The following is a 23,068-nucleotide window of genomic DNA, read 5'->3' on the forward strand; positions in this document are numbered from 1 at the left end:
ATCAAGCGCAGCTCTTCCGGCTGCGTCGGGGGCATGATAGCACGGTCCGCGACCTGGTTCAGTACCGGATTGATGGGACCCATCATGTGCCGCAACATCAAGACGCTGTTCAATTTCGAGCCGCCGGCGACCGAGGCTGAAATCCAGGCCTCGGCCCTGCAGTTCGTGCGCAAGCTGTCCGGCTTCAATGCGCCGTCGCAGGCGAACGAGGCCGCCTTCACCCGCGCGGTCGAGGAGGTGGCCGACGCCGCGCGGCGGCTCCTGACCTCGCTGCACACCCAGGCGCCGCCGCGCGACCGCGAGATCGAGGCGGCCAAGGCGCGGGAGCGCTCGGCGGCCAGGTTCGGCCAGCGCTGAGGCCCGCCGCACCCGGACGCAAGCCGAAGCTCAGAAGCCCTCGTCGTCGTGGTCGTCGCGGCTCTCGGCGTGCTTCTCGTGCTTCTTCTTTTTCTTGCCCTTCTTCTTTTTCTTCTTCTTCGGGAGGTCGATCTCGTGCGGATCGTCGTCCTCGAAGGCCTCGTCCAGCGCATCGTCATGCGTGGTGGCGGCGAAGATGTCGCGCACCGCGACCAGCTCGGCCTCGCGCTCATGCGCCTCGCGATCCCGCGCGCGTTTGTAGTCGTCATAGGCGGCGAAGATCTGCTCCAGCCAGGGCATCAGCTGATCGATCGTCGGCAAGGTGCCCGGCGGCCCCGGCTCGCCCTGGGGACCTTGCGGTCCGGCAGGTCCCGGCTTGCCGGGCGGACCGGCCTCGCCGCGCGGCCCCTGCGGACCGGGCCGGCCTTGCGGACCCGCCTTGCCGTCGGGACCCGGCTTGCCGCGCTGACCATCCGGTCCGCGCCGCCCGGGCTGCCCTTGCGGGCCACGTGGACCCACCGGGCCCTGCAGGCCGCGTCCGGCCGGATTCTTTGCCACTACCGCAACTCCGCTACACGTCTTTGATTCGCAGCGAAGCCTAACAGAGCGGCGACGACGGCAGCAATTGCAGCAGGGCTGCGAGGCCGATTGATCAACATCAATCGGCGCCGCATCCTGATGAGTTCCACGCGATGGGATATCGCGTGGCCGCCGTCGGATCAGGCCGAGTAGGCCGGCACCGCGATGCCGTCGGCCGTGTAGCTGCGGATCTTGTTGCGCAAGGTGCGCACGGGCATGCCGAGCAGCCTTGCGGCGTGGGTACGGTTGCCGTTGCAGCGCGCCAGGGTCTGCACGATCAGCTCGCGCTCGATCTCTGACAGGGGCGTGCCGATCAACAGCGGCAGGACTTCCGCCGCGGAGCGCGACGGTGGCATGGCAAGCGGCACGAGTGACGGACTTGCGGCTTCGGATGACAACTCTTGCGACATAACACCTCCCGATCAACGCCCGCGCCGACAGAAACGACGCGCAAACATCGAGACCAACTAAACATCCAGCCCGTAAATCACCGTGGTCGGACAAGGTTAATGGGGCCTTAACGCCGGCGCCCGGCGGCCTTGCACGCGCCAAATACCCCGAAATCGCCTTGGTTCTGCGCGGGTCTCGACCCATTTCGCCAGCGCCCGCGGCACATCCGGTCTGCTGGTCCGCATCCCGCCAACAGCCCTCCACACCATCCGGGCGGCTGACATTCGCACCGCCAAGTTCCTGCGCTGCTTTCTGCACTGCGAGCGCGTCATTTCGAACACACCGGCGGCGGCGCATGCGCGGTGCCGCGCAAAGGGCTAAATTCGGCCGGATCGATTCGCTTGATGGGGCGCGATCGTCACACGTGGCCATCGAATTACCTCAAGTTCACTTCGCTGGAGACTTCATCCATGAGAATTGCATCCTTCGTCCGTGGTCTGCTGGTGGCGCTGACGGCCGCAGCCTTCGCCGTCCTGCCGGCCACCGCGCGCGCGGACGGCGGCTTCATCACGCTGACCATCTACAAGGCGGGATGGATCATCGGCGGCTCCGGCGGCAGCGGCGTGTTGCATTTCCATGGCCGCGCCTATCCGCTGTCGACCGGCGGTCTCGACTGGGGCCTGGTGTTCGGCGGCTCGCGCACGGTGCTGCGCGGCCGAGTCAGTAACATCTGGCGTCCGTCCGACGTCGAGGGCGTCTACGGCGCCGCGGGTGCGGGCCTTGCCGTCGGCCGCGGCGTGCGCGGCATCGTTCTGACCAACCAGAAGGGCGCGGTGCTGGAGCTGTCGGGCGAGCAGATCGGGCTGCTGGCGAACGTCGATCTGTCGGGTCTGGCGATCACGATCAGGTAGTTGCGGTGGTGTTCGGTCAGTGCCGCGCGATGAGTTGCCATCGTTCGCCTGCACGGGCGATGACAGTTTTTCCTGAGGTGAGCGACTGCCAACATCGTCCATCTGCAGCGCGTGATTCCACGTTCTCGCCGCACCGCGTGCGCGAGGGATGCATCGTGAGAGCCCCGGTCGAAAATCGAGAGGGGCAGGGAAGGCCGGGAGCTCGCCGCTCCCATGGTCCGCGTGCAACAAAAAGCACGCGGCAGAACCACAGGTTCGGCGGAGACATCCCGGCCTTCCCTGCGCGCATGGTCTGACGGCTTATACGTGGTCTCCCTGGCGCGCCGGCTTGTTGGCCGCCATTGCACGCGTCACGCTTCCGCATGAGCACGCACGTGATACCAGCGTCGGGGTATCAGGACATCACGACTTCGCCGTACGTGACCGCCGGCGCTCGTCCGGCGCAGCGATCACGTCCACCGCGGCCCACCTCCACGTATCGTGACGACGCGTACGTCCCTCTGCATGAGGCGGGTTGAGCGAAAGCATCGTCCTGATTTGCCCGACGAGGCAAGTGTGCAGACCTGCGGCAAACTAACACGACGGGCAGTTGGTGCATGGGGCGCATGCGCGGATTGCCCGTCGGGCAGAATAGCTTTGAGCTGCTTGCGACTGCGCCCTCTCCCCTTGTGGGAGAGGGCGTCGCAAGCCTGTCAACTCGCTCGCTTGGGTGAGGGGTTCTTTCCGCGAGTCATGCTCGTTGATACAAACCCCTCACCCAAGCGAGCTTGCCGCTCTGTCCTACATGCCCTCTCCCACAAGGGGAGAGGGCGCAGTCAACAAGCATTGCGGTGGGCTCGATTAGTTCGTGGCGCGTCGCCATGATGATGTTGTCATCACCTGTCATCATGTGGATCCGTGAGGATGGCAAAGACGCGCGCATGCTGCTGGTTGCGCGATACGGTGTGCGATGCGCGCCGTGCCCACCGCCTGCTTGCGCCCATGCGGATGGACGGTGGGCACGCGACCGCCCTGCGGGCGGCTGCTTTGCTCACCCTACCGATCCTCATCGAAAGCGGTGACAGGCGCTGCTTCAGACGCGATCCCCGGCGACATGCGCCGCCAACTCCCGCCACGGTTCGAGCGTCCACGCGCCCGATGCCGCGCCGGAGGGGGAGGCGAGCACGAACGTGGTCGGGAAATCATGCTGCTCCGGCTGCCGCCCGAGCGCGATCGCACTGGTCGGCCGGGCGTAGAACAGGCTTGCGGCCTTCTTGCTGGTGAAGGCGACCGTCGCCGGCCGATGGCGCCGGATCTTATCGGCGAAACTGGCGAGGTCGACGCCGGCCTTCAGCGCGACATGGTCCATGCCTGCGCCCAGCTTGCACAGATCGGTGAAGCCGATGCCGAGCGACAGCAGCGCCGGAAACTCCTGCGGCTGGTACAGCCGCGGCGTCAGGCCGACGGCGTGCAGCGTGCGCCAGAAGCGGTTGCCGGGATGGGCGTAGTAGTGCCCGGTCGCGGCCGAGCGCTCGCTCGCGGCGGTGCCGACGAAGACGAGGCGCAGGCCGGGCCGGAGCTGATCGGGCAGGCGGTCCATGGCTGGCGTTGTCGCATTGTTGCGTCCGCTGCAACAGGCCGTTGCCGCGAGGCTGCATTGTTGCCGCGGTGTCCCTGGTCTAGCTGACGCGGAGCCACGGGAGCACCTGATGTCACAACGTCGTCTGTATCATTTCGCCCTCTCCGGCCACGCGCATCGCGCGCGGCTGATGCTGAGCCTGCTCGGCCTGCCTTGCGAGCTCATCGAGGTCGACCTCAAGGGCGGCGCGCACAAGCGGCCGGACTTTCTTGCGCTCAATCCGTTCGGCCAGGTGCCGGTGCTGGTCGACGGCGATGCCGTGATCCCCGATTCCAATGCGATCCTGGTCTATCTCGCCGGCCGCTATGACGGCGCGGCGACGTGGCTGCCCCGCGATCCGCTCGGCCAGGCCCAGGTGCAGCGCTGGCTGTCGGCGGCGGCCGGCCCGCTGGCGTTCGGCCCGGCGGCGGCGCGGGTTGCGACCCTGTTCGGCGCGCCGCTGGACATGGCGAGGGCGCACCAGCTCGCCCACGGCCTGTTCACGGTGATGGAAAGCGAGCTCTCTGCGCGGCCATATCTCGCCGGCGCGGCACCGACCATCGCCGACGTCGCGCTGTTCAGCTACACCGCGCACGCGCCGGAAGGCGGCGTGTCGCTGACGCCGTTCCCGAACGTGCAGGCGTGGCTGGCGCGGATCAGGGATCTGCCAGGCTTCGTGCCGATGCCGGCGAGCGCGGTCAGCGCAGCCTGACCGGCGCTAGATCATGATGCGATTCCACGGAATCGCATCATGATCTCATCTCCTTGTTTGAGCATGATCTCCGCGCAAACGCCTTCGGCGTTTGTCGCGAGGGAAAACCGGCTTCCACTTTTCCGGATCATGCTCTCATGCACGACGGTGTGCGAACGCCGCTTACAGGAAGCAGCGGCGCTCGTCGCGCAGCTTGAGCTGGATGTTGGTCGCCTCGACGAAGGTCGGCACCGGCTTGGACACGATCTTGTAGGTCGACGGCCACTCCACCGGCTTGGACTGCAGCTCGGTGTTCCAGATCTGGCAGATGCCGGTGTTGTCCCAGCGGATCACGTAGTAGCCGGACTTGGGCGCCGGCGCGGCGAATGCGGTGGGCACGATGGAGGCGGCAGCAATGGCCGCGGCGGCGGCGAGCGTGGTCAGGCGACGCATCATCAATCTCCTCAAACGAAACAACGACAATCGCCCGCCCGCGCGGGCCACCGGCCGTGCGGCCGGACCAAGGCGAAAGTGGTGCGACAAAAGCGCGCGCAACGCAAGCTTGCGCGTGCCGTCATTCACAGCGATGTCCGGGATGTGAACGACGACATGCCGCCGTCACATGATGCCATCAGGCGGGCGCGGGCTCAGAGCGTGCAGCGGCCCTGCTGGCGCAGCCTGATCTGCCGGGTCACGGCGTCGTTGAACGTCGGCACCGGCCGGCTGATGACCTGATAGCTCGACGGCCATGCGACCGGCTTGAATGCGAAGGCCTCGCTCCAGACCTGGCAGATGCCGGTATTGTCCCAGCGGATGATGTAGTAGCCGGCCTGCGCCGGCGCGGCGGCCAGCAGGGTGGCCGCGGCGAGGCCTGCGGCCAAACAGACTGTGGTGAAACGAGGCATCGTGAAAACTCCGGCAACAAACTGGCCCCAGCCCGCGGCCGGCCCTATGTCGGAGCGGTCTCGTTCATTTTGAAGGCAGCCGCGCAGGAATCATGCGGCAAAAGCGCGCGATCACGGCTGACGAGGCGGATGGCAGCGAACGGAGCCTCACCGGATGCGCGGCGCGCCGCATGGATTGCGGCCGCCGCCATCCGACGCCGTCACGTCGGCGCGAGCGTCAGGGGCGGACGGTCTCGGTGCCTTGGCGGGAGGAGAACCTGAGGTCCGCCGCGAAGCCCGCTGTCGGGACGAAAGCCGGGACCACGCCGATGGGGGGCGGCTGCGAGGCCACCGGCCGCGCGCGCCGGCGCAGGAAGTGGCGCTCGAGATAGGCGTAGGACAGCGTGGCCGCCAGCACCGACAGCGGCAGCCCGATCGCGAGCCGCAGCGGCCACCACACGCCGTAGCTGTCGAGGAAATTCAGGATCGGCAGGTGCCAGAGATAGATGCCGTAGAAGATCCGGCCGAGGAAGAGCGCGACCGGCCATTCGAAGATGCGGTGGAGAATCGTGCCGTGGCTGCGCGCCAGCATGGTCAGCGCGAGGATGCCGGGAAGCACGCCGCACACCATGCTGCCGAACAGATAGTAGTTCATGCTCGGTCCGTCCGCCGGCCAGAACAGGAAGGTGACCGTGCCCCAATAGATCAGCAGCGGCCACGCCAGCTTCGGCCAGAGCCGGTCGAGCGCGGGTGAGGCGCCGTGCGGCACCAGCCTGAGCACGACGGCCATCGCGCAGCCCGCCATCAGGGCGTCGGCGCGGGTGTCGAACGCGGTGTAGAGCCGCCGCCACTCCGCGCCATCGAGCACCAGCGCCACGCGCCAGGCCCAGATCGCGGCTGCGATGGCACAGATGGCGCCGACCAGCCGCCAGGTGACGCCGAAGCGCTTCACCAGGAAGACGAAGGTCAGCGGCCACAGCAGATAGAACTGCTCCTCGGTCGACAAGGTCCAGGTGTGGCCGATGTCCTCGATCGTCTTCGGATCGAACACGTACCAATAGTTGGACATGTAGGAGAGCGCGATCGCGACGCGCTCCAGCGCCGGCAGGAACGGCGGCCGCAGCAGCCAGGTGAACAGCAGGTAGGCGGCGAGCATCAGCAGCAGCGGCGGCACGATCCGGGCGAAGCGCCGCGCATAGAACTGCCGGAACCTGATGTGGCCGTGCTTGTCGATGTCCCGCAGCAGCAGGCCGGTGATGTAATAGGCGCTGGCGACGAAGAACAGGTCGATATAGAGCACCGCGCCCGGCACGAGCGTATGCGAGACATGCGCCGTGACGACGCCCAGGGTCATCAGCCCGCGCATGCCGTCATGCGAGGGAACGTAGCCGAGCGGATAGACCTGGGCCTGGAAGGCCTCCCGGATCGCCTCCCGCAACGGCGCCGTGGCGGCGGCCGCGAGGCGGAACAGGGCATGAATCGGCCATGGATAAAACATTTATCGTGAGATTTTCGGAGATAATGTTTCGGACTATTAAATCCTATTTAAAAATTAAATCCGCCGCAAGTGGCGAAATAGCAGGGCGGCTGTCATGACGACGCAGGGTTGCGGCGAAAATGAGCTGGGTGCGTAAGCCTTGGCGACAAAGCTCCGCCCGGCGCTGATCCGCGTCGGTGTGAGGCAGGGATGGCGCCGGCGGCAGCCCGCCGTCTCGACCCGCCCTTGGGCTTAATGTCGCCGCGCGTTGCGCTGTGCAATCCCTTTCGGGACAGGGCATCGCTGGCCCATCCGCCTACGCGATTGGGTGAGGGGTTTCTTTTCGCGGGCGCAACTCGTCGAGGCATACCCTTCACCCGAGTCGAGCCCTGGACATCAGTCGAGTTTCTCAAGGGAATGGAACTTGGGGCGGATTATCGGTGTGTCATTCTTCCACAGCAAAAATTCGCAATGTTCCTTGTCTGCGTAATTTAACTCTGCGGGCTACTTCGTCTCGCAGTTTGGGCAGAAGCTCGCTCTCAATTTGGAGGAAATGCCCAAAGTACGTATCGCACAGCCATGAATTGTCGTCCTCCTGAAGGCGAATGACGGTTAGCCGGCCGCCCTGCTCTCCGTCACTGTCTGGGCCGCCTTCTTTAAACAACTCGTCGAGGCGGTGGTCCCCTGCGAGCAACTCCTTGTTTAACATCTTACGTCTAATTTGCTCATCCAAAGGCCTTCGGGATTTAAGCTGAGAGTGGATTCGATCAAACACGCCGTAAATCGAATAAAGAGCGATGCGTGCATTAAAGAATGGCGACTCTCCTTCTGTTGCGGCGTGAGAAGATTGCGGCCCCTGCGGCTCAAGCATGATATCGAAGGCGTGTTCGTAAGTGTAACCCTTACGGCTTCCGATCCTCATCGCGCCAAGATTCAGCATGAGGTTGCGCCCGATGATGACCTGTGCGTAGCCGAGGCAGTTGTTCTTTGCATCAATCGATTGAGTGGCATTGCACATCAGTTCAAGCGTTGGCGCTGCCCAGCACTCCTCAAACTTCTCGTTGTTCATTTCTGATAGCATCTTGAGAACGCCGTCGAAGCTGCCCCGCTGGACTAGAGTAGGAAGGGCGCGTTCAAACTCGTCAACTTTAACTCTCGAAAGAAAGTAAGCTGTGAAATATTCTTGGAAAGACCGGTGGCTGAATGTGTAGTCAAGTCCGTCCATGACGAGCATGCATGTGCACTCAACAAGATCTTTTTGGAATTCGATCTTGTCTGTGACTATCTGAGATGCGGTGATGCTTTCGTGTATAAATTCAAGTAGTCGGGAGCTTGAGAAGATAGTTAGCTTCTTTAAGTAGGTTATTGCACAGAAATATGAGAACAACCGTTTGAAGTCGTCGAGTGCGAGGCTCGTGTGTCGCTTTCGCTGGAATCCCCCGCCCTTCGTTGCGTCGTGGCGCCCAAAAAGTGCCTCGAATGCATACTCGTAGAATAGATGAATTTTGGCCGGAACTTCTGCGAATTGCTCAAGTGTGATGAGCATCATTATAGTGAGTAGCGGGTTTTTTAAGAACTCAGCGTGCGTTTCGTAGAGCCCCTCAGCTAGCTTTTTGCGAAAGAGCCCTTTTATCTCTTCGTCGTAAGCAATCTTGGATATCAGGAGCTCGACCTGTTTTCGCGTAAATGGCTGGACGGAATAGACTGAGAACTTTTCCCAGCTTGCAAATGTTTCGGCCGGGCGGCTGGAAACAAAGATCCAAAGATTCTTGTATCGCGCGGCCAGCTCATTTATTTGACGCTCTCGCTCAGCCCGCACGTCGTGATTGATTTCGTCGAAACCGTCCAGAAATAATATGACTCGCCCCGATTCAAGTGCGAATTTCAATTGGTGCTCTGAAAATCCTTCTATGTAGTCTGCAATCTTGGATCTTATTTGCTCACGTATCGTGGTCGATGGATCCTCGTTGAGTTCGCGTAGCTCGATGAAGACTGGCAATCTCTCGGATTGTGTCTCCAGGAATTTCAAATAGAGGTATCGCATTAGCATCGACTTTCCGGAGCCGGCAATTGCTGTAAACAATACTCGCTTAACCTTCGAGATCTCCCTCAGAAAGTCTTCATCGCGGTGCGCCTTGACGGGGTTGGCAACGTATAGATTGACGTAGAAAGATAGTAAGGGGATAGGGGTGCTACTTGAGATTATTGTCTTGACGGTTGAGAAGCGATCAATGTGTTCCTGAATGAAGCTTGCGAACCCTCTCTCAAACTTGATTTCCAATTTTTCCTTTGTCTTTGTTGCAGCGTTCTTGGCGGTCTCTGCGAAGATTGCTGCGAGTTTTGTGATGAGAGGTGCAAGTTTTGCAATAGATAGAGCTTCCGTTGACAATTGTTTGCTCCTGAAATGGCTTTGAAAGGTCACTACTTTTATCATTCATGGTGCGCCCGCACAACGCTGTGTTGCAGGTGTGTTGCTGCGATTTCCTGCAAATAGAAAAAGCCGGGCTTTCGCCCGGCTTTGGTGGATGGCGGGGTCGAGCCCGGCCATGACGATGGAGAGAACTGAGCAGGCGTCAGGACAACGCCTTGTTGCTCTCCTTCACCTTCTCCGCGTCGAGATACACGCTGCCGCCCATTTCCTTGAACTTGGCGCTCATCTGGGCCATGCCGTCCGCGATGGTGCCGCTGATGGTCATGCCCACCGTCGCCGGATCGTTCAGCGTCGCGGCGTAGTCGCGGACGTCCTGGGTGATCTTCATCGAGCAGAACTTTGGGCCGCACATCGAGCAGAAATGCGCGACCTTGTGGGCTTCCTTCGGCAGCGTCTCGTCGTGGAAGCTCTTGGCGGTGTCCGGGTCGAGGCCGAGGTTGAACTGGTCGGTCCAGCGGAACTCGAAGCGGGCGCGCGACAGGGCGTCGTCACGGAGTTGCGCAGCCGGGTGGCCCTTGGCGAGGTCGGCGGCGTGGGCGGCGATCTTGTAGGTGATGACGCCGGTCTTGACGTCGTTGCGATCGGGCAGGCCGAGATGTTCCTTCGGCGTCACGTAGCACAGCATGGCGCAGCCGAACCAGCCGATCATGGCGGCGCCAATCCCTGAGGTGATGTGGTCGTAGCCCGGCGCGATGTCGGTGGTCAGCGGCCCCAACGTGTAGAACGGCGCCTCGCCGCATTCCTTGAGCTGCTTGTCCATGTTGATCTTGATCTTGTGCATCGGCACGTGGCCGGGGCCCTCGATCATGACCTGGCAGCCCTTGTCCCAGGCGATCTTGGTGAGCTCGCCCAAGGTCTCCAGCTCGGCGAACTGCGCGCGGTCGTTGGCGTCCGCGATCGAGCCGGGGCGCAGGCCGTCGCCGAGCGAGAACGAGACGTCATACTTGCGCATGATGTCGCAGATCTCCTCGAAATGCGTATAGAGGAAGCTCTCCTTGTGATGCGCGAGGCACCACTTGGCCATGATCGAGCCGCCGCGCGAGACGATGCCGGTGACGCGGCTCGCGGTGAGGTGGATGTAGGCGAGGCGCACGCCGGCATGGATGGTGAAGTAGTCGACGCCCTGCTCGCACTGCTCGATCAGGGTGTCCTTGTAGAGCTCCCAGGTCAGCGCCACCGGATCGCCGTTGCACTTCTCCAGCGCCTGGTAGATCGGCACGGTGCCGATCGGCACCGGCGAGTTGCGCAGGATCCATTCCCGCGTCGTGTGGATGTTGCGGCCCGTCGAGAGGTCCATCACGGTGTCGGCGCCCCAGCGGATCGCCCACACCATCTTGTCCACCTCCTCCTCGACCGACGAGGTCACCGCCGAGTTGCCGATATTGGCGTTGATCTTGGTGAGGAAGTTGCGGCCGATGATCATCGGCTCCAGCTCGGCGTGGTTGATGTTGCAGGGGATGATGGCGCGGCCGCGCGCGATTTCGTCGCGGACGAATTCCGGGGTGATGAAGGCGGGGACGGCGGCGCCAAAGCTCTCGCCGTCGGCGAGCGCGGCCTCGGCGCGCTCGAGCTGGGTCTTGCGGCCGAGATTCTCGCGCTCGGCGACGTAGATCATCTCCTTGGTGACGATGCCGGCGCGGGCGAATTCGAGCTGGGTGATCTTGTGGCCGTCGAGGCCGCGCAGCGGCTTGTGATGCGCGGTGAACGCCTTCGCCGCCTTGTCGGCGCCGACATTGCCATTGTCCTCCGGCTTGATGTCGCGGCCGACATATTCCTCGACGCCGCCGCGCTCGCGCACCCAGGCGGAGCGGGCGCGCGCCAGGCCGGCATTGACGTCGATGGTGACGGAGGGATCGGTGTAGGGACCGGAGGTGTCGTAGACCGGCAGGTTGGGCTCGGAGGCCGCTTCGGAGAGAATGATCTCGCGCAGCGGCACGCGCAAATCGGGCGCGGAGTCGGGCACGGCGTAGATCTTGCGCGAGGACGGCAGCGGGCCGGTGGTGACGGCGGGCAGGGTGGTGTCGGGATTGGAGCGGATGTTCATGGGGTCCTCCTTCTCAATTGTTGTTGTCGGAGTGAATGGGGGCCGTCATTGCGAGGAGCGGGAGCGACGAAGCAATCCAGGGCGGCACGCGCGGCCCTGGATTGCTTCGCTCCGCTCGCAATGACGATGGAGAGAGTTGCGGCTCACATTGGCTCGCCGCGTATGCCGAGCGGAGATGATTTGGCGCTGTGAGGGACGCAGACTGTTCAGGCTCCCTCCCCCCTTGTGGGGGAGGGTTGGGGAGGGGGGTGAGCCGCACCCAGTGACCCCGGCGCTACCCCCCTCCCTAGCCCTCTCCCACAAGGGGGGAGGGAACGACGGAGAGCGGGGCGACGTCAGGGCCCAATCACTGTCAGAGGCATTCGCAAATGCTGCGCGCATCAGGCCGGCTCCCTGGTCGCATCGAGCCAGGCGCGGACGCGGGCGTCGGGGTCGGGGTTCTGGGTGACGTCGCTGACGACGGCGATCGAATCGGCGCCGGCGGCGAAGATCTCCGCGGCCTGCTCCAGCTTGATGCCGCCGATCGCGACCAGCGGGATGTTGCCGACGCGCCTCTTCCACTCGCTGATCTTCGCAACGCCCTGCGGCGCGAAGCGCATCGCCTTCAACGTCGTCGGGAAGATCGGGCCGAGCGCGACGTAGTCGGGCTCGGCGGCGAGCGCGGTCTCGAGCTCGGCATCGTCATGCGTCGACAGGCCGAGCGTCAGGCCGGCCTGCTTGATCGCGACGACGTCGGCCTCCGCCAGATCCTCCTGGCCGAGATGGACGTGCTGCGCACCGGCGACAACGGCGGCGCGCCAGTAGTCGTTGACGATCAGCTTCGTCGCGGTGCCCCTGGTGATGGCGAGCGCGTCGGTCACGATCTGCAGCGCCTCGCCGTCGTTCAGGTCCTTGGCGCGCAACTGGACGGTGCCGACGCCGAGCTTGGTCAGGCGCTCGACCCAGGCGAGGCTGTCGACGACGGGATAGAAGCGGTCAGGATACGGCATGCCAGAACGGGGTCCCAACGACAGGGGTGGAGGGCGAGGCGAAATCGCGGGCGTCCATCAGCCCGGCCTCGTAGGCGGTGCGGCCGGCCTCGACCCCGAGCCGGAAGGCGCGGGCCATCGCGACGGGATCGGCGGCTTTTGCCACCGCGGTGTTGAGCAGCACGGCGTCGTAGCCGAGCTCGAGCGCTTCCGCGGCGTGGCTCGGCGCGCCCAGGCCGGCGTCAACCACGAGGGTGATGTCGGGCAGGCGGTCGCGTAAAAGCTTCAGCGCATCGCGATTGGTGATGCCCTTGGCCGAGCCGATCGGCGCCGCCCAGGGCATCACGACCTTGCAGCCGGCATCGACCAGCCGCATCGCGACCGTGAGATCCTCGGTGCAGTAGGGGAAGACCTCGAAACCGTCCTTGATCAGGATATCAGCGGCTTCGACGAGACCGACCACGTCGGGCTGCAGGGTGTCGTTGTCGCCGATGACTTCGAGCTTGATCCAGCTCGTGCCGAACAATTCGCGCGCGAGCTTCGCCGTCGTCACCGCCTCGCGCACGCTGCGGCAGCCGGCGGTGTTCGGCAGCACGGTGACGTCGAGCGCGTTGATCAGCTTCCAGAACGCGTCGCCGGTCTTGCCGCCGGCGGCCTCGCGCCGCAGCGACACCGTGACGATCTGGGCGCCTGAGGCGCGGATCGCATCCTGCATGATGGCAGGCGAGGGGTACAGCGCGGTGCCGATCAGCAGGCGGGAGGCGAAGGTCTTGTCGTAGAAGGTGGGCATTAGTTGTCTCCGTCGTTGCGGACGGTGGTCGTCCCGGCGCTATCACCGCGGCGGGTGGCTATGGGTCGCTGCTTTCGCAAGGACGACAGCTGCAAGTGGCGGGCGAGCGCGCGTCTCACGGCCATCACTCACCCTCCCTGCCGGGGGGTGATGATCTCGATCTCGTCGCCTGCCTTCAATGCCGTCTCTGACCAGCGGCTCTTCGGCACGACGTCGTAGTTCAGCGCGATGGCGAAATGGGTGCCCTCGTAGTCCAGCTCGGACAACAGCGCAGTCACGCTGGTCGCGCTGATGTCGCGGGCCTCGCCATTGACGGTCACGCGCATCGCATCACCTCGTTGTCGATCTGGCCGTGCGCGAGATAGTTCAAGGTCGCCTGCGCCAGCGCCGGCGCGATCAGGAAGCCGTGGCGGTAGAGGCCGTTGACGCGGATCTCGCGCTCGCCCTTGATGGTGATGCGCGGCAGATTGTCGGGGTAGGCCGGCCTGAGCCCCGAGCCGAATTCGAGGATGCGCGCCTCGCCGAACGCCGGATGCACCGAGTAGGCGGCGCCGAGCAATTCCAGCGCCGAGCGCAGGCTGACGCCGGTGTCCTCGGCCTCGAGCGAGGTCGCCCCCAGCATGAACAAATTGTCCTCGCGCGGGATCAGATAGAGCGGGAAGCGCGGATGCATCAGCCGCACCGGCCGCGCGAGCTGCACCTCGGCGGTCTCGATCAGGATCATCTCGCCCTTGACGCCGCGCAGCTCGGGCTCGGCGTCGCGCGCCTCCAGCCCGCGGCAGTCGATCACGAGGCCGTCGAGATCATCGGCCGTGACGTCGCTGTTGAACAGCACCCGGCCGCCGGCCTCGACGATGCGCTGGTGCAGCTTCGGCAGCACGCGGCGCGGCTCGACATGGCCCTCGGTCGGATAGAACAGGCCCTCGCGGAAGCGGCCCTCCAGCGACGGCTCCAGCGCCGCGAGCTGCTGCGCGTCGAGCCGCTGATAGCCGGAGGTGCGGCGGGCGAAGCGGTCGTAATCGGCGCGGTCGCGGGCATGCGCGATCACCAGCGAGCCGTTGAACGGCGTGTCCGGCAGCTCGCGCCGCCAGATGTCGAGCGCGGCGAGGCCGAGCCGGCTGATGATCGGCTCGGCGACCTCGCTCTCGCAATAGGGCGCCAGCATGCCGCCGGCCCAATGGCTGGTGGAGAGCATCAGATCGGAATCGCTGCGCTCGTGCAGGGTGACCTCGCGGCCCGCGCGCGCGAGCAGAAGCGCCTGCCAGGCACCCGCGATGCCTGCACCGATGATGGATACGGGGACATCCCCGCGCGTGGTTGTCTGCTGCATCCCTGTCCCTTCGCCGGCATGACCCGGATCAGGTTCAAAGGGTCACCGCATCACGCTGCGGTATCTCAGCTCCCCCTCGGAGCTCCCCTCGGAACGCGCTTAAAATAGACCGATACGGCCCCGTGTCAACGGAGTGTCACGGAAACACGCTGGGCGCCGTTTAGGAACCAAGTGCCGTCAGTGCGCCCGCGCGCGGCGGCCGGTCGCGATCTTCGGGGTGATGTCGAGCGGGCCGCTCGCCCCCTCGGACCGTCCGGCGGGCCGCGCGTCGGCCAGGCGCTGCCGCTTGGCCTCCTCGTAATATCCCCGGGCGAAGTAGAGCACGGCGCGGTCGTGGTCGCCGCGGGCGGCGCGGTAGGCGCCGGCGAGATAGCGCACGCCATAGGTGAGATTGGTGTTCGGATCGTGCAGGCCCTGCGCGTCGCCGGTGTAGCCGAGGCCGCGCGCGGTGCCGAGCTTGATCTGCATCAGGCCGATGCAGCCGCAGCGGCCGACCAGGTCCTTCTGGTATTTGCTCTCGCGCACGATGACGCGGTGGATCAGCGATTCCGGAATGTTGTTGGCGGCGGCGTGCACCGCCACCAGCGCGTCGATGTGCGGATGGCCGGTGTCGATGTGGCGCGGCTTGGTCTCGGCCGCCCTGCGCTCGGTCTCGCGAGGCTCGGCCGCAGCGGCCGGGGTGGCGTCGGTGTCGGCGGGCACTGAGGCATTGGCGTCCATCGGCGGCGAGGTGTCGGCGCTGCTGACGGCCTCGATCGCCTCGACCTCGCGCGCGGCCTTGGTCACCGCGCTGCGTGCGGCCAGCTCCCTGGTGCCGTCGGAGCGGACATGGGCGAGCTTGACCTTGCCGGCCTTCGGCTTGGCTGCACTGTCCGATGCGGTGCTCGCATCGTCGGCAGCCATTGCGAACGGCACGGGACCAGCCATCGCGAAGCCTGCAATGCAGGCCGTCAGCACAAGACGTCTCATGTGTCAGGATCCCCCGGGAACCACACGCATGCCGAGCAGCCCCCCAGCACGCGCTTTACACTTTGCACACCGTAATTGGCGCGAACGCCGGGCGATAATGTGGCAATAATGGGGCGGAGACGCCGGGCGAGTGCGGATGCGCCGGCGGTTTACCGCGAATTATGCCGTGCATGCTTGGCTGGCGGAGCAATTCCGCCAACGGGGCCCTGCCGCGATGACGCTGTCCGTCACCCACACCGAAGCGACCGCCGGGCGCACGCAGGCGCTGCTGCCACTATGGGTCGGCGCCGGCGTCTATGCGCTGCTGCTGATCTCCGGCAACCGGCTGCTCAACGATCCCGACACGCTGTGGCAGATCACGGTGGGGCAGTGGATCATCGACCACCGCGCGGTGCCCGAGGTCGACGTCTATTCCTTCACCATGCGCGGCGCGCCCTGGATCTCCACGCAGTGGCTGGCGCAGGTCGCCTATGCCGCCGCTTACAGGTTCGCCGGCTGGACCGGGCCGGTGGTGCTGGCGGCCTCGGCGACCGCGCTGTCCTTCGCGCTGTTGGCGCGCGCCCTCAGCCGGCATCTGCGCGACGCCACGACATTGGTGTTCGTGGTCGCGGCGTTCCTGCTCTGCCTGCCGCATCTGCTGGCGCGGCCGCATGTGTTGGCGTTTCCGATTCTGGTGGCCTGGATCGCCGGACTTGTCGATGCCGCCGATCGCAAGGCCGCGCCGCCATGGCTGCTGGTGCTGCTGATTGCGCTGTGGGCCAATCTGCATGGCGGATTCGTGTTCGGCCTGTTCTTCATCGCGCCCGCCGCGCTCGACGCGCTGGTCAATGCCGATGCCTCGGCCCGCCGTAGCCTCGCGCTGCGCTGGGCCGGGTTTGCAGCGCTCGCGCTGGCGGCGAGCTGCTGCACGCCCTATGGCTGGAATGCGCTGCTGGCGTCGCAGAAGATCCTCTCGCTGGGTCAGGCGCTGCCGCTGATCGTGGAATGGAAGGCGACCGATTTCCAGGGGCTAGGTCCGTTCGAGATCTGCCTGCTGATCGCCATCGGGTTCGCGCTGTTCCATGGCCTCAGGCTGCCGACGGTGCGCATCCTCATGCTGCTCGGCCTGCTGCACATGGCGCTGGCGCAGGCGCGCGCGGCGGAGATCCTGGCGCTGGTGGGCCCGCTGGTGCTCGCCGCGCCTCTGGCGCGGCAGGCGGGCGCGTCGCCCGTGCTGCCGCAGGCGCGCGTGCCGGGCGCGGCGCTGACGGCGGCAGTGATGCTCGCGCTCGGCGCCGGCACCATCGCGTCGGCCGCGATCCTGAACTACGCGCCGAACATGCGCGGCACCCCCGTAGCGGCCGTGACCGAGCTGAAGAAGCTCAACCTCACGCGGGTGCTCAACGACTATGATTTCGGCGGCTACCTGATCTCGGCCGGTGTCGCACCGTTCATCGACGGCCGCACCGAGCTTTATGGCGAGAAGTTCTTCGTCGACCACAATGCCGCCTCCGGCCTGATGGAGCCGGGCAATCTGTTCCGCCTGCTCAAGGACTACGACATCGAGGCGACCCTGCTGCGCACGCAAAGTGCTGCGACCAAGCTGCTCGATCACGTCGACGGCTGGCAGAAGGTCTATGCCGACGACATCGCCACCATCCATCTGCGCAAGGCGGGCGCCCGCCATGTCGCGGAACCGGCGGTCACCTCCGGCGGCAATTGAATCAAAGACGTCGATCCCATCCGCGTGAGGTCGGATGTCGCGCGGCATCCCGGCGCGTGCAAATCCGCCGCCGCGTGGGTAAGATCGCGGCCGTCAGTTCGACAGCATGCCTGACTCATTCAACCTGACTCATTCAAGAAGACTGAACAGAGAGGGAGCGCGTCATGGCCGTGAAGGCAGCCGACGATCATTCACCCAGCATTGACCGTTCATTCGACATCGACGCGACGCCATCCACGGTTCGCGTCGTGGATCTGCCGCGAAACAATCCCTGCGCCCAATGTGGCGAGGCGATCGCATTGCCGTCCTGGGTCGAAAAGGACGGCCGCCGCACCGCCTATCTCTGGTACTGCCGCCTCTGCGACTATCGGTACGAAACCATCGCCTTCTATGCCGAGTCCGTCGATCAGGACGGCGCGATGGCGGCGTAGGGGTAGGCGTCCCGCAGCCGAGCAATTCAATTGGCTTGGACGGAATGCTGAACAGATGGTCTATCGGTTGATGCCGATGTGAGTACGGCGATTGCGGCTTGCTCCGCTCGACCTCTCCCCGCTTGCGGCTGGGCGATCGCATATGGTTTTCCTGGGCGGAACCTTCATGGCCTCATGGTTCGAGGCGCGTCGCAAGAGCGACGCTCCTCACCATGAGGTTCAACAGCTTTGCGGCGGAGAAAGGCCCTCATCCTGAGGAGCCCGCCGAAGGCGGGCGTCTCGAAGGATGGTCGCGAAAAGACGGCGCGCCCAGCCTCTTTCACCATATGCGATCGCCCTGCCGCAAGCGGGGAGAGGTCGGATTGCATCGAAGATGCAATCCGGGTGAGGGGGGGACAGGTCTCACCATGCCCACCACCCGGCGGCTGCCCCTCACCCCAACCCTCTCCCCGTAAGAACAGGGAGAGGGAGCCGACCGTCACCGTGGTCAGCAGCTAACAAGCTCCACGCACCTGCGTCATACCGTACTGACGACGTCAGCCATGTCCACCCGAACCGTCACAAACTAACACTTCCGCGTCGCAGTGAGACCGCTTGTCGCGCAGCGTGACGAAATCGTGGTTCCCTGGGAACGCCGACTGTCCATTGCCGTTCTCTCGTCACCATTCACTGAGAGGAGACACCACATGGTGATGAAGACTGTTGCGGCCGGCCTCGCCGGTTCCCTGCTGCTTGCGACCGCCGCCTTCGCTGCGGAGAGCACCACCACCACGACCAGCACCACGATCAAGAGCAACACCACCGCTGCGTCCTATCAGGGCGACTGGCGCAGCTCGAAGCTCGTCGGCGTCAAGGTCTACAACAACAACAACGAGAACGTCGGCTCGATCGACGACCTGCTGGTCGACAAGAGCGGCGCGGTCAAGGGCGTCGTGATCGGCGTCGGCGGCTTCCTCGGCATGGGCGAGCACCTCGTCGCGGTCTCTTTCGACCAGGTGAAGTTCTCGGATCAGCCGGTGCAGTCGACCACGGCTTCCAACGCTCCGGCTTCTGGCACGACCTCGTCGACCAACCCGCCGGCTTCGACCACGACGACCGGTGCCGCCACCGGCACGTCGTCCTCGTCGATGAGCTCGAAGAACCGCTGGTATCCCGACCATGCGATGATCAACGCGACCAAGGACCAGCTCAAGGCGATGCCCGAGTTCAAGTACTCGGAGTAACGGCGTCACAGACGATTAGTCGATCGTCTCGATCGCGGCGCGCCCGGATCCGTCCGGGCGCGTTCGCGCGTCATGCTGCGGGGCGCAAGGTGGTCTGGCCGAGCGGCAGCTCGATGCGGGCGATCAGCCCGCGCGGCTTGCGATCGTGCAATGACAGCTCGCCGCCATGCGCCTGGACGATCGCCTTCGCGATCGAGAGGCCCAGGCCGAACCCGGTGGCCTCGTCCATGTTGCGGGCATCGTCGCCGCGCACGAACGGCTCCAGCATGTCGGGCTTGCGCGCATCGGCGATCCCCGGTCCGTCATCCTCCACGTCGATCGTCAGGCACTTCCCCGACGCCGACAGTCTGATCACGGTTTCCTTGCCGTACTTCACGGCGTTCTCGACCAGGTTGGTGACCGAACGCATCAGGTCGTCGGGCCGCACCGTTGCCATCGCGTGCGCCGGGCCGACATAGGTGACGCTGTGGCCGACATCGGCGAACTGGTCGGCGACGAGCTGCAGGATGCTCGCGATATCGACCAGCGTCATCGGCTCGAGCTTGCGGCCGTTGCGCAGGAATGACAGCACCGAGCCCAGCATCGCATGCATCTGATCGAGATCGGCGAGCATGCGATTGCGCTGCAGCTCGTCCTCGACGAACTCACAGCGCAACCGCATGCGGGTCAGCGGTGTCCGCAGATCGTGGCTGATGGCCGCCAGCATCTTGGTCCGGTCGTTCATCAGCGCCGTGATGCGTTGGCGCATCCGGTTCAGGGCGCGCGCCAGCGACCGGATCTCTTCCGGTCCGCGCTCGGGCAGGGCAGTGGCATCGCCATCGAGGCTGAAGCTCTCGGCAGCCTTCGCGAAGCTCGACAGCGGTGAGGTCAGCGCACGGGCCGCCCACAGGCCGAGCAGTGTCGTGCTGATCAGCGCGAACATGATCGTCGTCAGCCATGGGGCGCCCCAGAACGGTGGCCGGTGTGGCCGGTCGGCCATCCGCGCAGAGACCATGTTGCCGTCGGGAAGGGCGAAGACGACGGTGCGCGTCTGGGAGCCGGGCGGCGGCATGAAGATGCGATAGCCGGGGCCAAGGCCGCGAAAGCCGCCTGGACCGTGAGGCCGTCCGTCGGCCATCTCCTGAGGCGCCGGGTGGCGCTCGTCGCCACCGGTCCCGGCCTCGACGTCGGGGCCGGCCGGCTCGCGCCGGCGGCCATCCGGCAGAGGTCCCGCGTGAGGCTTGAGCTCGAACTCGGGATAGGCGCGGGCAATGTCGGAGATCAGTCGCGGCCGTTCGGCAGCGGGCGCGCGTCCAAGAATGCGGATGGCGGTCGCGAGCTGAAACGGCCCGACTTCGTTTTCGGGGTCGGGCTGCTCGGCGCGATAGATCAGGAACGTCGCCGTGATGATGGCATGGAGCGCCACGATCGAAATGGCCACCAGCGCCGTGATCTGGCCGCGGATTCCCTTGAGGTTGAGAAAGCCGAACGACATCATGACATCGCCATTCGATCCGGCCGGTCAATGGCTTTGCGGGCCGGTCACCACCTCGACGACGGGCGTGAACATGTAGCCGCCGGAGCGCACGGTCTTGATCATGGTGGCCTCCTGCGGGTCCGGCTCGATCTTGCGGCGGATGCGGCTGACCAGCACGTCGATCGAGCGCTCGAACGAGCCGGCGCTGCGGCCCTGCGTCAGGTCGAGCAGGCTGTCGCGCGACAGCACGCGGCCCGGCCGCTCGCAGAAGGTGCGGAGCAGATCGAATTCGGCGCTCGTCATCGCGACGCGCGCGCCTTCGGGATTGCGTAGTTCGCGGAGCCGGAAGTCGATCGTCCAGCCGAGGAAGCTCAGCGCGGTCGCGCCTTCGGTTGCGCTCGCCGTCATCGCGGCCGCCTGTCGGCGCAGCACCGCGTTGATGCGGGCGAGCAGCTCGCGCGGATTGAACGGTTTTGGCAGATAGTCGTCGGCGCCCATCTCCAATCCGAGGATGCGGTCGACGTCCTCGCCGCGCGCGGTGAGCATGATGATCGGCACTTGCGATTCCGCGCGCAGCTTGCGGCACAAGGTCAGGCCGTCCTCGCCGGGCAGCATGACGTCGAGGATCAGGAGATCGACACGGTGGTCGCCCATGATGCGGGTCATCTCGCGGCCGTCGGTCGCGGTGGTCACGTTGCAGGCATTGTTGCGCAGATATTTCGCGATCAGCGTCCGCGTCTCGCGGTCGTCCTCGACGACAAGAATGTGTGGTTGTGTCTGGGCCATACCGACAAGTGACCTAGAATCGCGGCGTTTTGCGAAGAATTTTGTTACGGAATGTTTCCTGCGACGGGCGCGCGGACAAGGCCCGACAATCTCTTCCTGCGCCGTGTTGCGGCTTCCGTGAGGGCGCGTCAAGCCTCGCGAAACGTATGGCCTCGGGGCCGCAGCACGCTCGCGCAATGCGGCTGCATCGGGTTACCGGAAACGGTGCGGACATTCGTGAGTGGCCGCAGACCAGGTCAGGCCCGATTGAATCGTTGCCGGTCGTTGCACGATCCGAACGCCCGCAGCGACGGGATGCGACATTCCGAAACGGCCCGTCACAGTCCCGGCAACGTATTGACTCGAACCGACATCGTGCCCTCCGCCGAGGCGATCACGCGCAGCACGGTGGCGTCGAAGGCGATGTCGGTCAAAGCGAGGTTGTTGATGTCGGTATCGACGCGGATGCCGTTCTCGTTCTTCTGCAGCTCGGCGACCGCGGTCGCGATCTTGTCGCGGACGTTGTCGGCGAAAGGCTTGAGATCGACCACCGAACGTTCCAGCAGCGCGCGCTGCAGATGCGGCACCACGGCGCGCGCGGCGGCGCCGAGCAGGCCGAACGCCGCGTCGGATTCGACGGCGAGCTGCAGGTCCGACAGCCGCAGGATCTGCTGCGCCTGATCGACCATGGGGCGTCCCCAGATGTGCACGGTCGCGTCGGCGCCGAGGCCGAAGAAGCTCTCCTTCTCCTTGCCCTTCACCTGCAGCGAGATCAGCAGCCGGTTGCCCGAGGGCACGACGGTCGCGTGCTTCACCGTGACCGCGACCGGGCCGGAGCCGTCCTCGGGGAACGTCCGCCCGGCGAGCTGCGAGTCGACGAGCTTGCTGAGCTCGGTGAACGGGACGTCGATCGGAACCGCGACGTTGATGGCGCCGGCGGTGGGTGGAATGATCGTGATCTTGTCCGGGAACGGACACTCCGGCTTGGTCTCGGCCGCCGTGACCCGGGTCTCCGCTTCGATTCCCATGGTGACGCTGACGGCGTTGGCATCGATCGCGGGCTGCGCGGCCAGCGCCCGTGTCGGCTTGATCTCGAGCCAGACCGCGGGCAGTCCCGGCGTGGTGCCCTGAAGCGGCACCGAGCGGCAGGCGCGGGCCCACTGCGCCTGCGCCACGCGCCGCACGGTCGGGTCCTTGCGCAGCCTGTCGCTGAGCGCGCTGAGCTGGTCGTTGACGGTCTTGTCGATGACCGGCTTCATCTGCGCGGGCACGTTGACGCGGGCGCCGGCGACGGTCAGCGCGGTGTCGCCGAGATTGACCTGGGCGGTGAAGTTCGGCTCGACATACCAGGCGGCGGCCAGCCGCGGCCGCATCGCGATCAGCACGTTGCCCTTGATGTCGGCGGTGGCGTTCAGATTCTTGATGTTGATGCCGCCGATCTGCTTGGCCGCATCCGAGCCGAGCAGGCCGCCGATGGCGTCGCCGAGCGCGCCGGTTGCTTTGGCAGACAGCGATCCGGTGACGTTCAGCCGGCCCGAGAGCGGCGTCGCCAGCGACAGAGTGTCCTGGGTGCCGGTGGCGGCGATGGCGCCGCGGGTGACGGTCCAGCCGATGTCGGCATTCTGCAGGATCTGGTTGACGGGATTGTCGGCCTTGCCGGCGAAATTGCGCGGCGTGGCCTTTTCGGCGGCGTCGCGAATCGCGCCGAGCGAGATCGAGACCGGCGTCATGATGATCGAATTGCGCGTGGCCGGCGGCAGCGGCGGCAGTTGGGTCAGCTGCGGCGCCGGCGTGCTGCCCGAGAACAGAAACACCTCCACGATGATGATGCCGACCAGCACGATGGCGGCAAGGCCGGCGGCGCCGATCAAGATCAGCCGCAGCCGGGGCGGCGAGCGCCGCGGCGGAGGCTGCGTTCTCGGGGCGAGCGGATGCGGCCTGCTCTGCCAATCCGGTCGCGGTGTCGGAAGGTTCATGTCGGATCCACGGACTCCAGCTGCCACGCCGGCCCATGCCGGAAGCGGCGAGATCGCGGTTAATACAAGATTGCCGAGCTTACAGGGCCGGACGGAG

The 23,068-nt window shown here is 65.3% G+C and carries 22 protein-coding genes and 1 riboswitch; of the genes, 6 read left to right on the forward strand and 16 right to left on the reverse strand.

Annotation, left to right across the window (positions count from 1 at the left end; genetic code table 11):
• Nucleotides 1-84 precede the first annotated feature (84 nt).
• Nucleotides 85-357, forward strand: a complete 273-nt coding sequence (locus tag ACQR1X_RS00265; RefSeq protein ID WP_315804360.1) for a DUF2277 domain-containing protein — start codon at nucleotides 85-87, stop codon at nucleotides 355-357.
• Nucleotides 358-387: 30 nt separating this feature from the next.
• Here ACQR1X_RS00265 and ACQR1X_RS00270 read toward each other — a convergent pair whose 3' ends face one another.
• Together ACQR1X_RS00270 and ACQR1X_RS00275 are read right to left on the reverse strand one after the other, a co-directional pair.
• Entirely contained in the window at nucleotides 388-915 is a 528-nt protein-coding gene (locus ACQR1X_RS00270) for a collagen-like protein (protein ID WP_315804361.1), read from the reverse strand.
• Nucleotides 916-1,076: 161 nt separating this feature from the next.
• Complete coding sequence (locus ACQR1X_RS00275; RefSeq protein WP_315755333.1) at nucleotides 1,077-1,346, reverse strand: helix-turn-helix domain-containing protein; 270 nt, start codon at nucleotides 1,344-1,346, stop codon at nucleotides 1,077-1,079.
• A 450-nt stretch (nucleotides 1,347-1,796) separates the two neighbouring features.
• On the opposite strand from ACQR1X_RS00275, the gene ACQR1X_RS00280 reads away from it, so the two are divergent.
• Nucleotides 1,797-2,237: a hypothetical protein gene (locus tag ACQR1X_RS00280; protein WP_315804362.1), complete on the forward strand. Its 441-nt coding sequence runs from the start codon at nucleotides 1,797-1,799 to the stop codon at nucleotides 2,235-2,237.
• A 1,072-nt stretch (nucleotides 2,238-3,309) separates the two neighbouring features.
• On the opposite strand, the gene ACQR1X_RS00285 is transcribed toward ACQR1X_RS00280, so the two are convergent.
• Complete coding sequence (locus ACQR1X_RS00285; protein WP_434898120.1) at nucleotides 3,310-3,816, reverse strand: mismatch-specific DNA-glycosylase; 507 nt, start codon at nucleotides 3,814-3,816, stop codon at nucleotides 3,310-3,312.
• Between the two features lie 109 nt (nucleotides 3,817-3,925).
• Between ACQR1X_RS00285 and ACQR1X_RS00290 the strand changes: the two genes are divergently transcribed.
• On the forward strand, nucleotides 3,926-4,546 hold the full coding sequence (locus tag ACQR1X_RS00290) for a glutathione S-transferase family protein (RefSeq protein ID WP_434898121.1): 621 nt from the start codon (nucleotides 3,926-3,928) through the stop codon (nucleotides 4,544-4,546).
• A gap of 162 nt (nucleotides 4,547-4,708) precedes the next feature.
• Here ACQR1X_RS00290 and ACQR1X_RS00295 read toward each other — a convergent pair whose 3' ends face one another.
• The 10 genes from ACQR1X_RS00295 to ACQR1X_RS00340 all read right to left on the reverse strand — a co-directional run bounded on the left by ACQR1X_RS00295 (nucleotide 4,709) and on the right by ACQR1X_RS00340 (nucleotide 15,418).
• Nucleotides 4,709-4,978: a hypothetical protein gene (locus tag ACQR1X_RS00295; protein WP_315827115.1), complete on the reverse strand. Its 270-nt coding sequence runs from the start codon at nucleotides 4,976-4,978 to the stop codon at nucleotides 4,709-4,711.
• 194 nt (nucleotides 4,979-5,172) lie between these two features.
• Entirely contained in the window at nucleotides 5,173-5,430 is a 258-nt protein-coding gene (locus tag ACQR1X_RS00300; protein WP_315804366.1) for a hypothetical protein, read from the reverse strand.
• Between the two features lie 217 nt (nucleotides 5,431-5,647).
• A complete protein-coding gene (locus ACQR1X_RS00305) occupies nucleotides 5,648-6,907 on the reverse strand; it encodes an acyltransferase family protein (protein WP_434898122.1) in 1,260 nt (419 codons plus the stop codon).
• A 424-nt stretch (nucleotides 6,908-7,331) separates the two neighbouring features.
• Nucleotides 7,332-9,275 carry an NACHT domain-containing protein gene (locus ACQR1X_RS00310; RefSeq protein WP_434898123.1) on the reverse strand — a complete coding sequence of 648 codons (1,944 nt, stop codon included), beginning with the start codon at nucleotides 9,273-9,275 and terminating at the stop codon, nucleotides 7,332-7,334.
• A 184-nt stretch (nucleotides 9,276-9,459) separates the two neighbouring features.
• Entirely contained in the window at nucleotides 9,460-11,361 is a 1,902-nt protein-coding gene (thiC, locus tag ACQR1X_RS00315; RefSeq protein WP_316177844.1) for a phosphomethylpyrimidine synthase ThiC, read from the reverse strand.
• Between the two features lie 380 nt (nucleotides 11,362-11,741).
• Nucleotides 11,742-12,350 (reverse strand): thiamine phosphate synthase, encoded by a 609-nt coding sequence (locus tag ACQR1X_RS00320; protein ID WP_434898124.1) that lies wholly within the window; start codon nucleotides 12,348-12,350, stop codon nucleotides 11,742-11,744.
• On the reverse strand, nucleotides 12,337-13,119 hold the full coding sequence (locus tag ACQR1X_RS00325; RefSeq protein WP_316177847.1) for a thiazole synthase: 783 nt from the start codon (nucleotides 13,117-13,119) through the stop codon (nucleotides 12,337-12,339). The genes ACQR1X_RS00320 and ACQR1X_RS00325 overlap by 14 nt, the downstream gene beginning before the upstream one ends.
• Nucleotides 13,120-13,247: 128 nt before the next feature.
• Nucleotides 13,248-13,445, reverse strand: coding sequence for a sulfur carrier protein ThiS (thiS, locus tag ACQR1X_RS00330; RefSeq protein ID WP_316238372.1), 198 nt, complete (start codon nucleotides 13,443-13,445; stop codon nucleotides 13,248-13,250).
• A complete protein-coding gene (locus tag ACQR1X_RS00335) occupies nucleotides 13,436-14,449 on the reverse strand; it encodes an FAD-dependent oxidoreductase (RefSeq protein ID WP_434874120.1) in 1,014 nt (337 codons plus the stop codon). The genes thiS and ACQR1X_RS00335 overlap by 10 nt, the downstream gene beginning before the upstream one ends.
• Nucleotides 14,437-14,548, reverse strand: a riboswitch (TPP riboswitch). Its footprint overlaps the gene before it by 13 nt.
• A 78-nt stretch (nucleotides 14,549-14,626) precedes the next feature.
• A complete protein-coding gene (locus ACQR1X_RS00340) occupies nucleotides 14,627-15,418 on the reverse strand; it encodes a transglycosylase SLT domain-containing protein (RefSeq protein ID WP_434894783.1) in 792 nt (263 codons plus the stop codon).
• A 214-nt stretch (nucleotides 15,419-15,632) separates the two neighbouring features.
• On the opposite strand from ACQR1X_RS00340, the gene ACQR1X_RS00345 reads away from it, so the two are divergent.
• The 3 genes from ACQR1X_RS00345 (at nucleotide 15,633) to ACQR1X_RS00355 (ending at nucleotide 18,774) form a co-directional block, all read left to right on the forward strand.
• Nucleotides 15,633-17,120 carry a hypothetical protein gene (locus ACQR1X_RS00345; protein ID WP_434894784.1) on the forward strand — a complete coding sequence of 496 codons (1,488 nt, stop codon included), beginning with the start codon at nucleotides 15,633-15,635 and terminating at the stop codon, nucleotides 17,118-17,120.
• Nucleotides 17,121-17,284: 164 nt separating this feature from the next.
• Nucleotides 17,285-17,551 carry a hypothetical protein gene (locus ACQR1X_RS00350; RefSeq protein ID WP_316177856.1) on the forward strand — a complete coding sequence of 89 codons (267 nt, stop codon included), beginning with the start codon at nucleotides 17,285-17,287 and terminating at the stop codon, nucleotides 17,549-17,551.
• Nucleotides 17,552-18,237: 686 nt separating this feature from the next.
• On the forward strand, nucleotides 18,238-18,774 hold the full coding sequence (locus ACQR1X_RS00355) for a PRC-barrel domain-containing protein (protein ID WP_316238377.1): 537 nt from the start codon (nucleotides 18,238-18,240) through the stop codon (nucleotides 18,772-18,774).
• 70 nt (nucleotides 18,775-18,844) lie between these two features.
• On the opposite strand, the gene ACQR1X_RS00360 is transcribed toward ACQR1X_RS00355, so the two are convergent.
• The 3 genes from ACQR1X_RS00360 to ACQR1X_RS00370 form a co-directional block, all read right to left on the reverse strand.
• A complete protein-coding gene (locus ACQR1X_RS00360) occupies nucleotides 18,845-20,251 on the reverse strand; it encodes an ATP-binding protein (protein WP_316177860.1) in 1,407 nt (468 codons plus the stop codon).
• A gap of 24 nt (nucleotides 20,252-20,275) precedes the next feature.
• Nucleotides 20,276-21,016: a response regulator gene (locus ACQR1X_RS00365; RefSeq protein ID WP_315717811.1), complete on the reverse strand. Its 741-nt coding sequence runs from the start codon at nucleotides 21,014-21,016 to the stop codon at nucleotides 20,276-20,278.
• A 317-nt stretch (nucleotides 21,017-21,333) separates the two neighbouring features.
• Entirely contained in the window at nucleotides 21,334-22,971 is a 1,638-nt protein-coding gene (locus ACQR1X_RS00370) for a DUF4403 family protein (RefSeq protein WP_315804380.1), read from the reverse strand.
• Nucleotides 22,972-23,068: the final 97 nt, after the last annotated feature.

Source organism: Bradyrhizobium sp. HKCCYLRH3073, assembly GCF_051167995.1.
Taxonomy (GTDB): Bacteria; Pseudomonadota; Alphaproteobacteria; order Rhizobiales; family Xanthobacteraceae; genus Bradyrhizobium.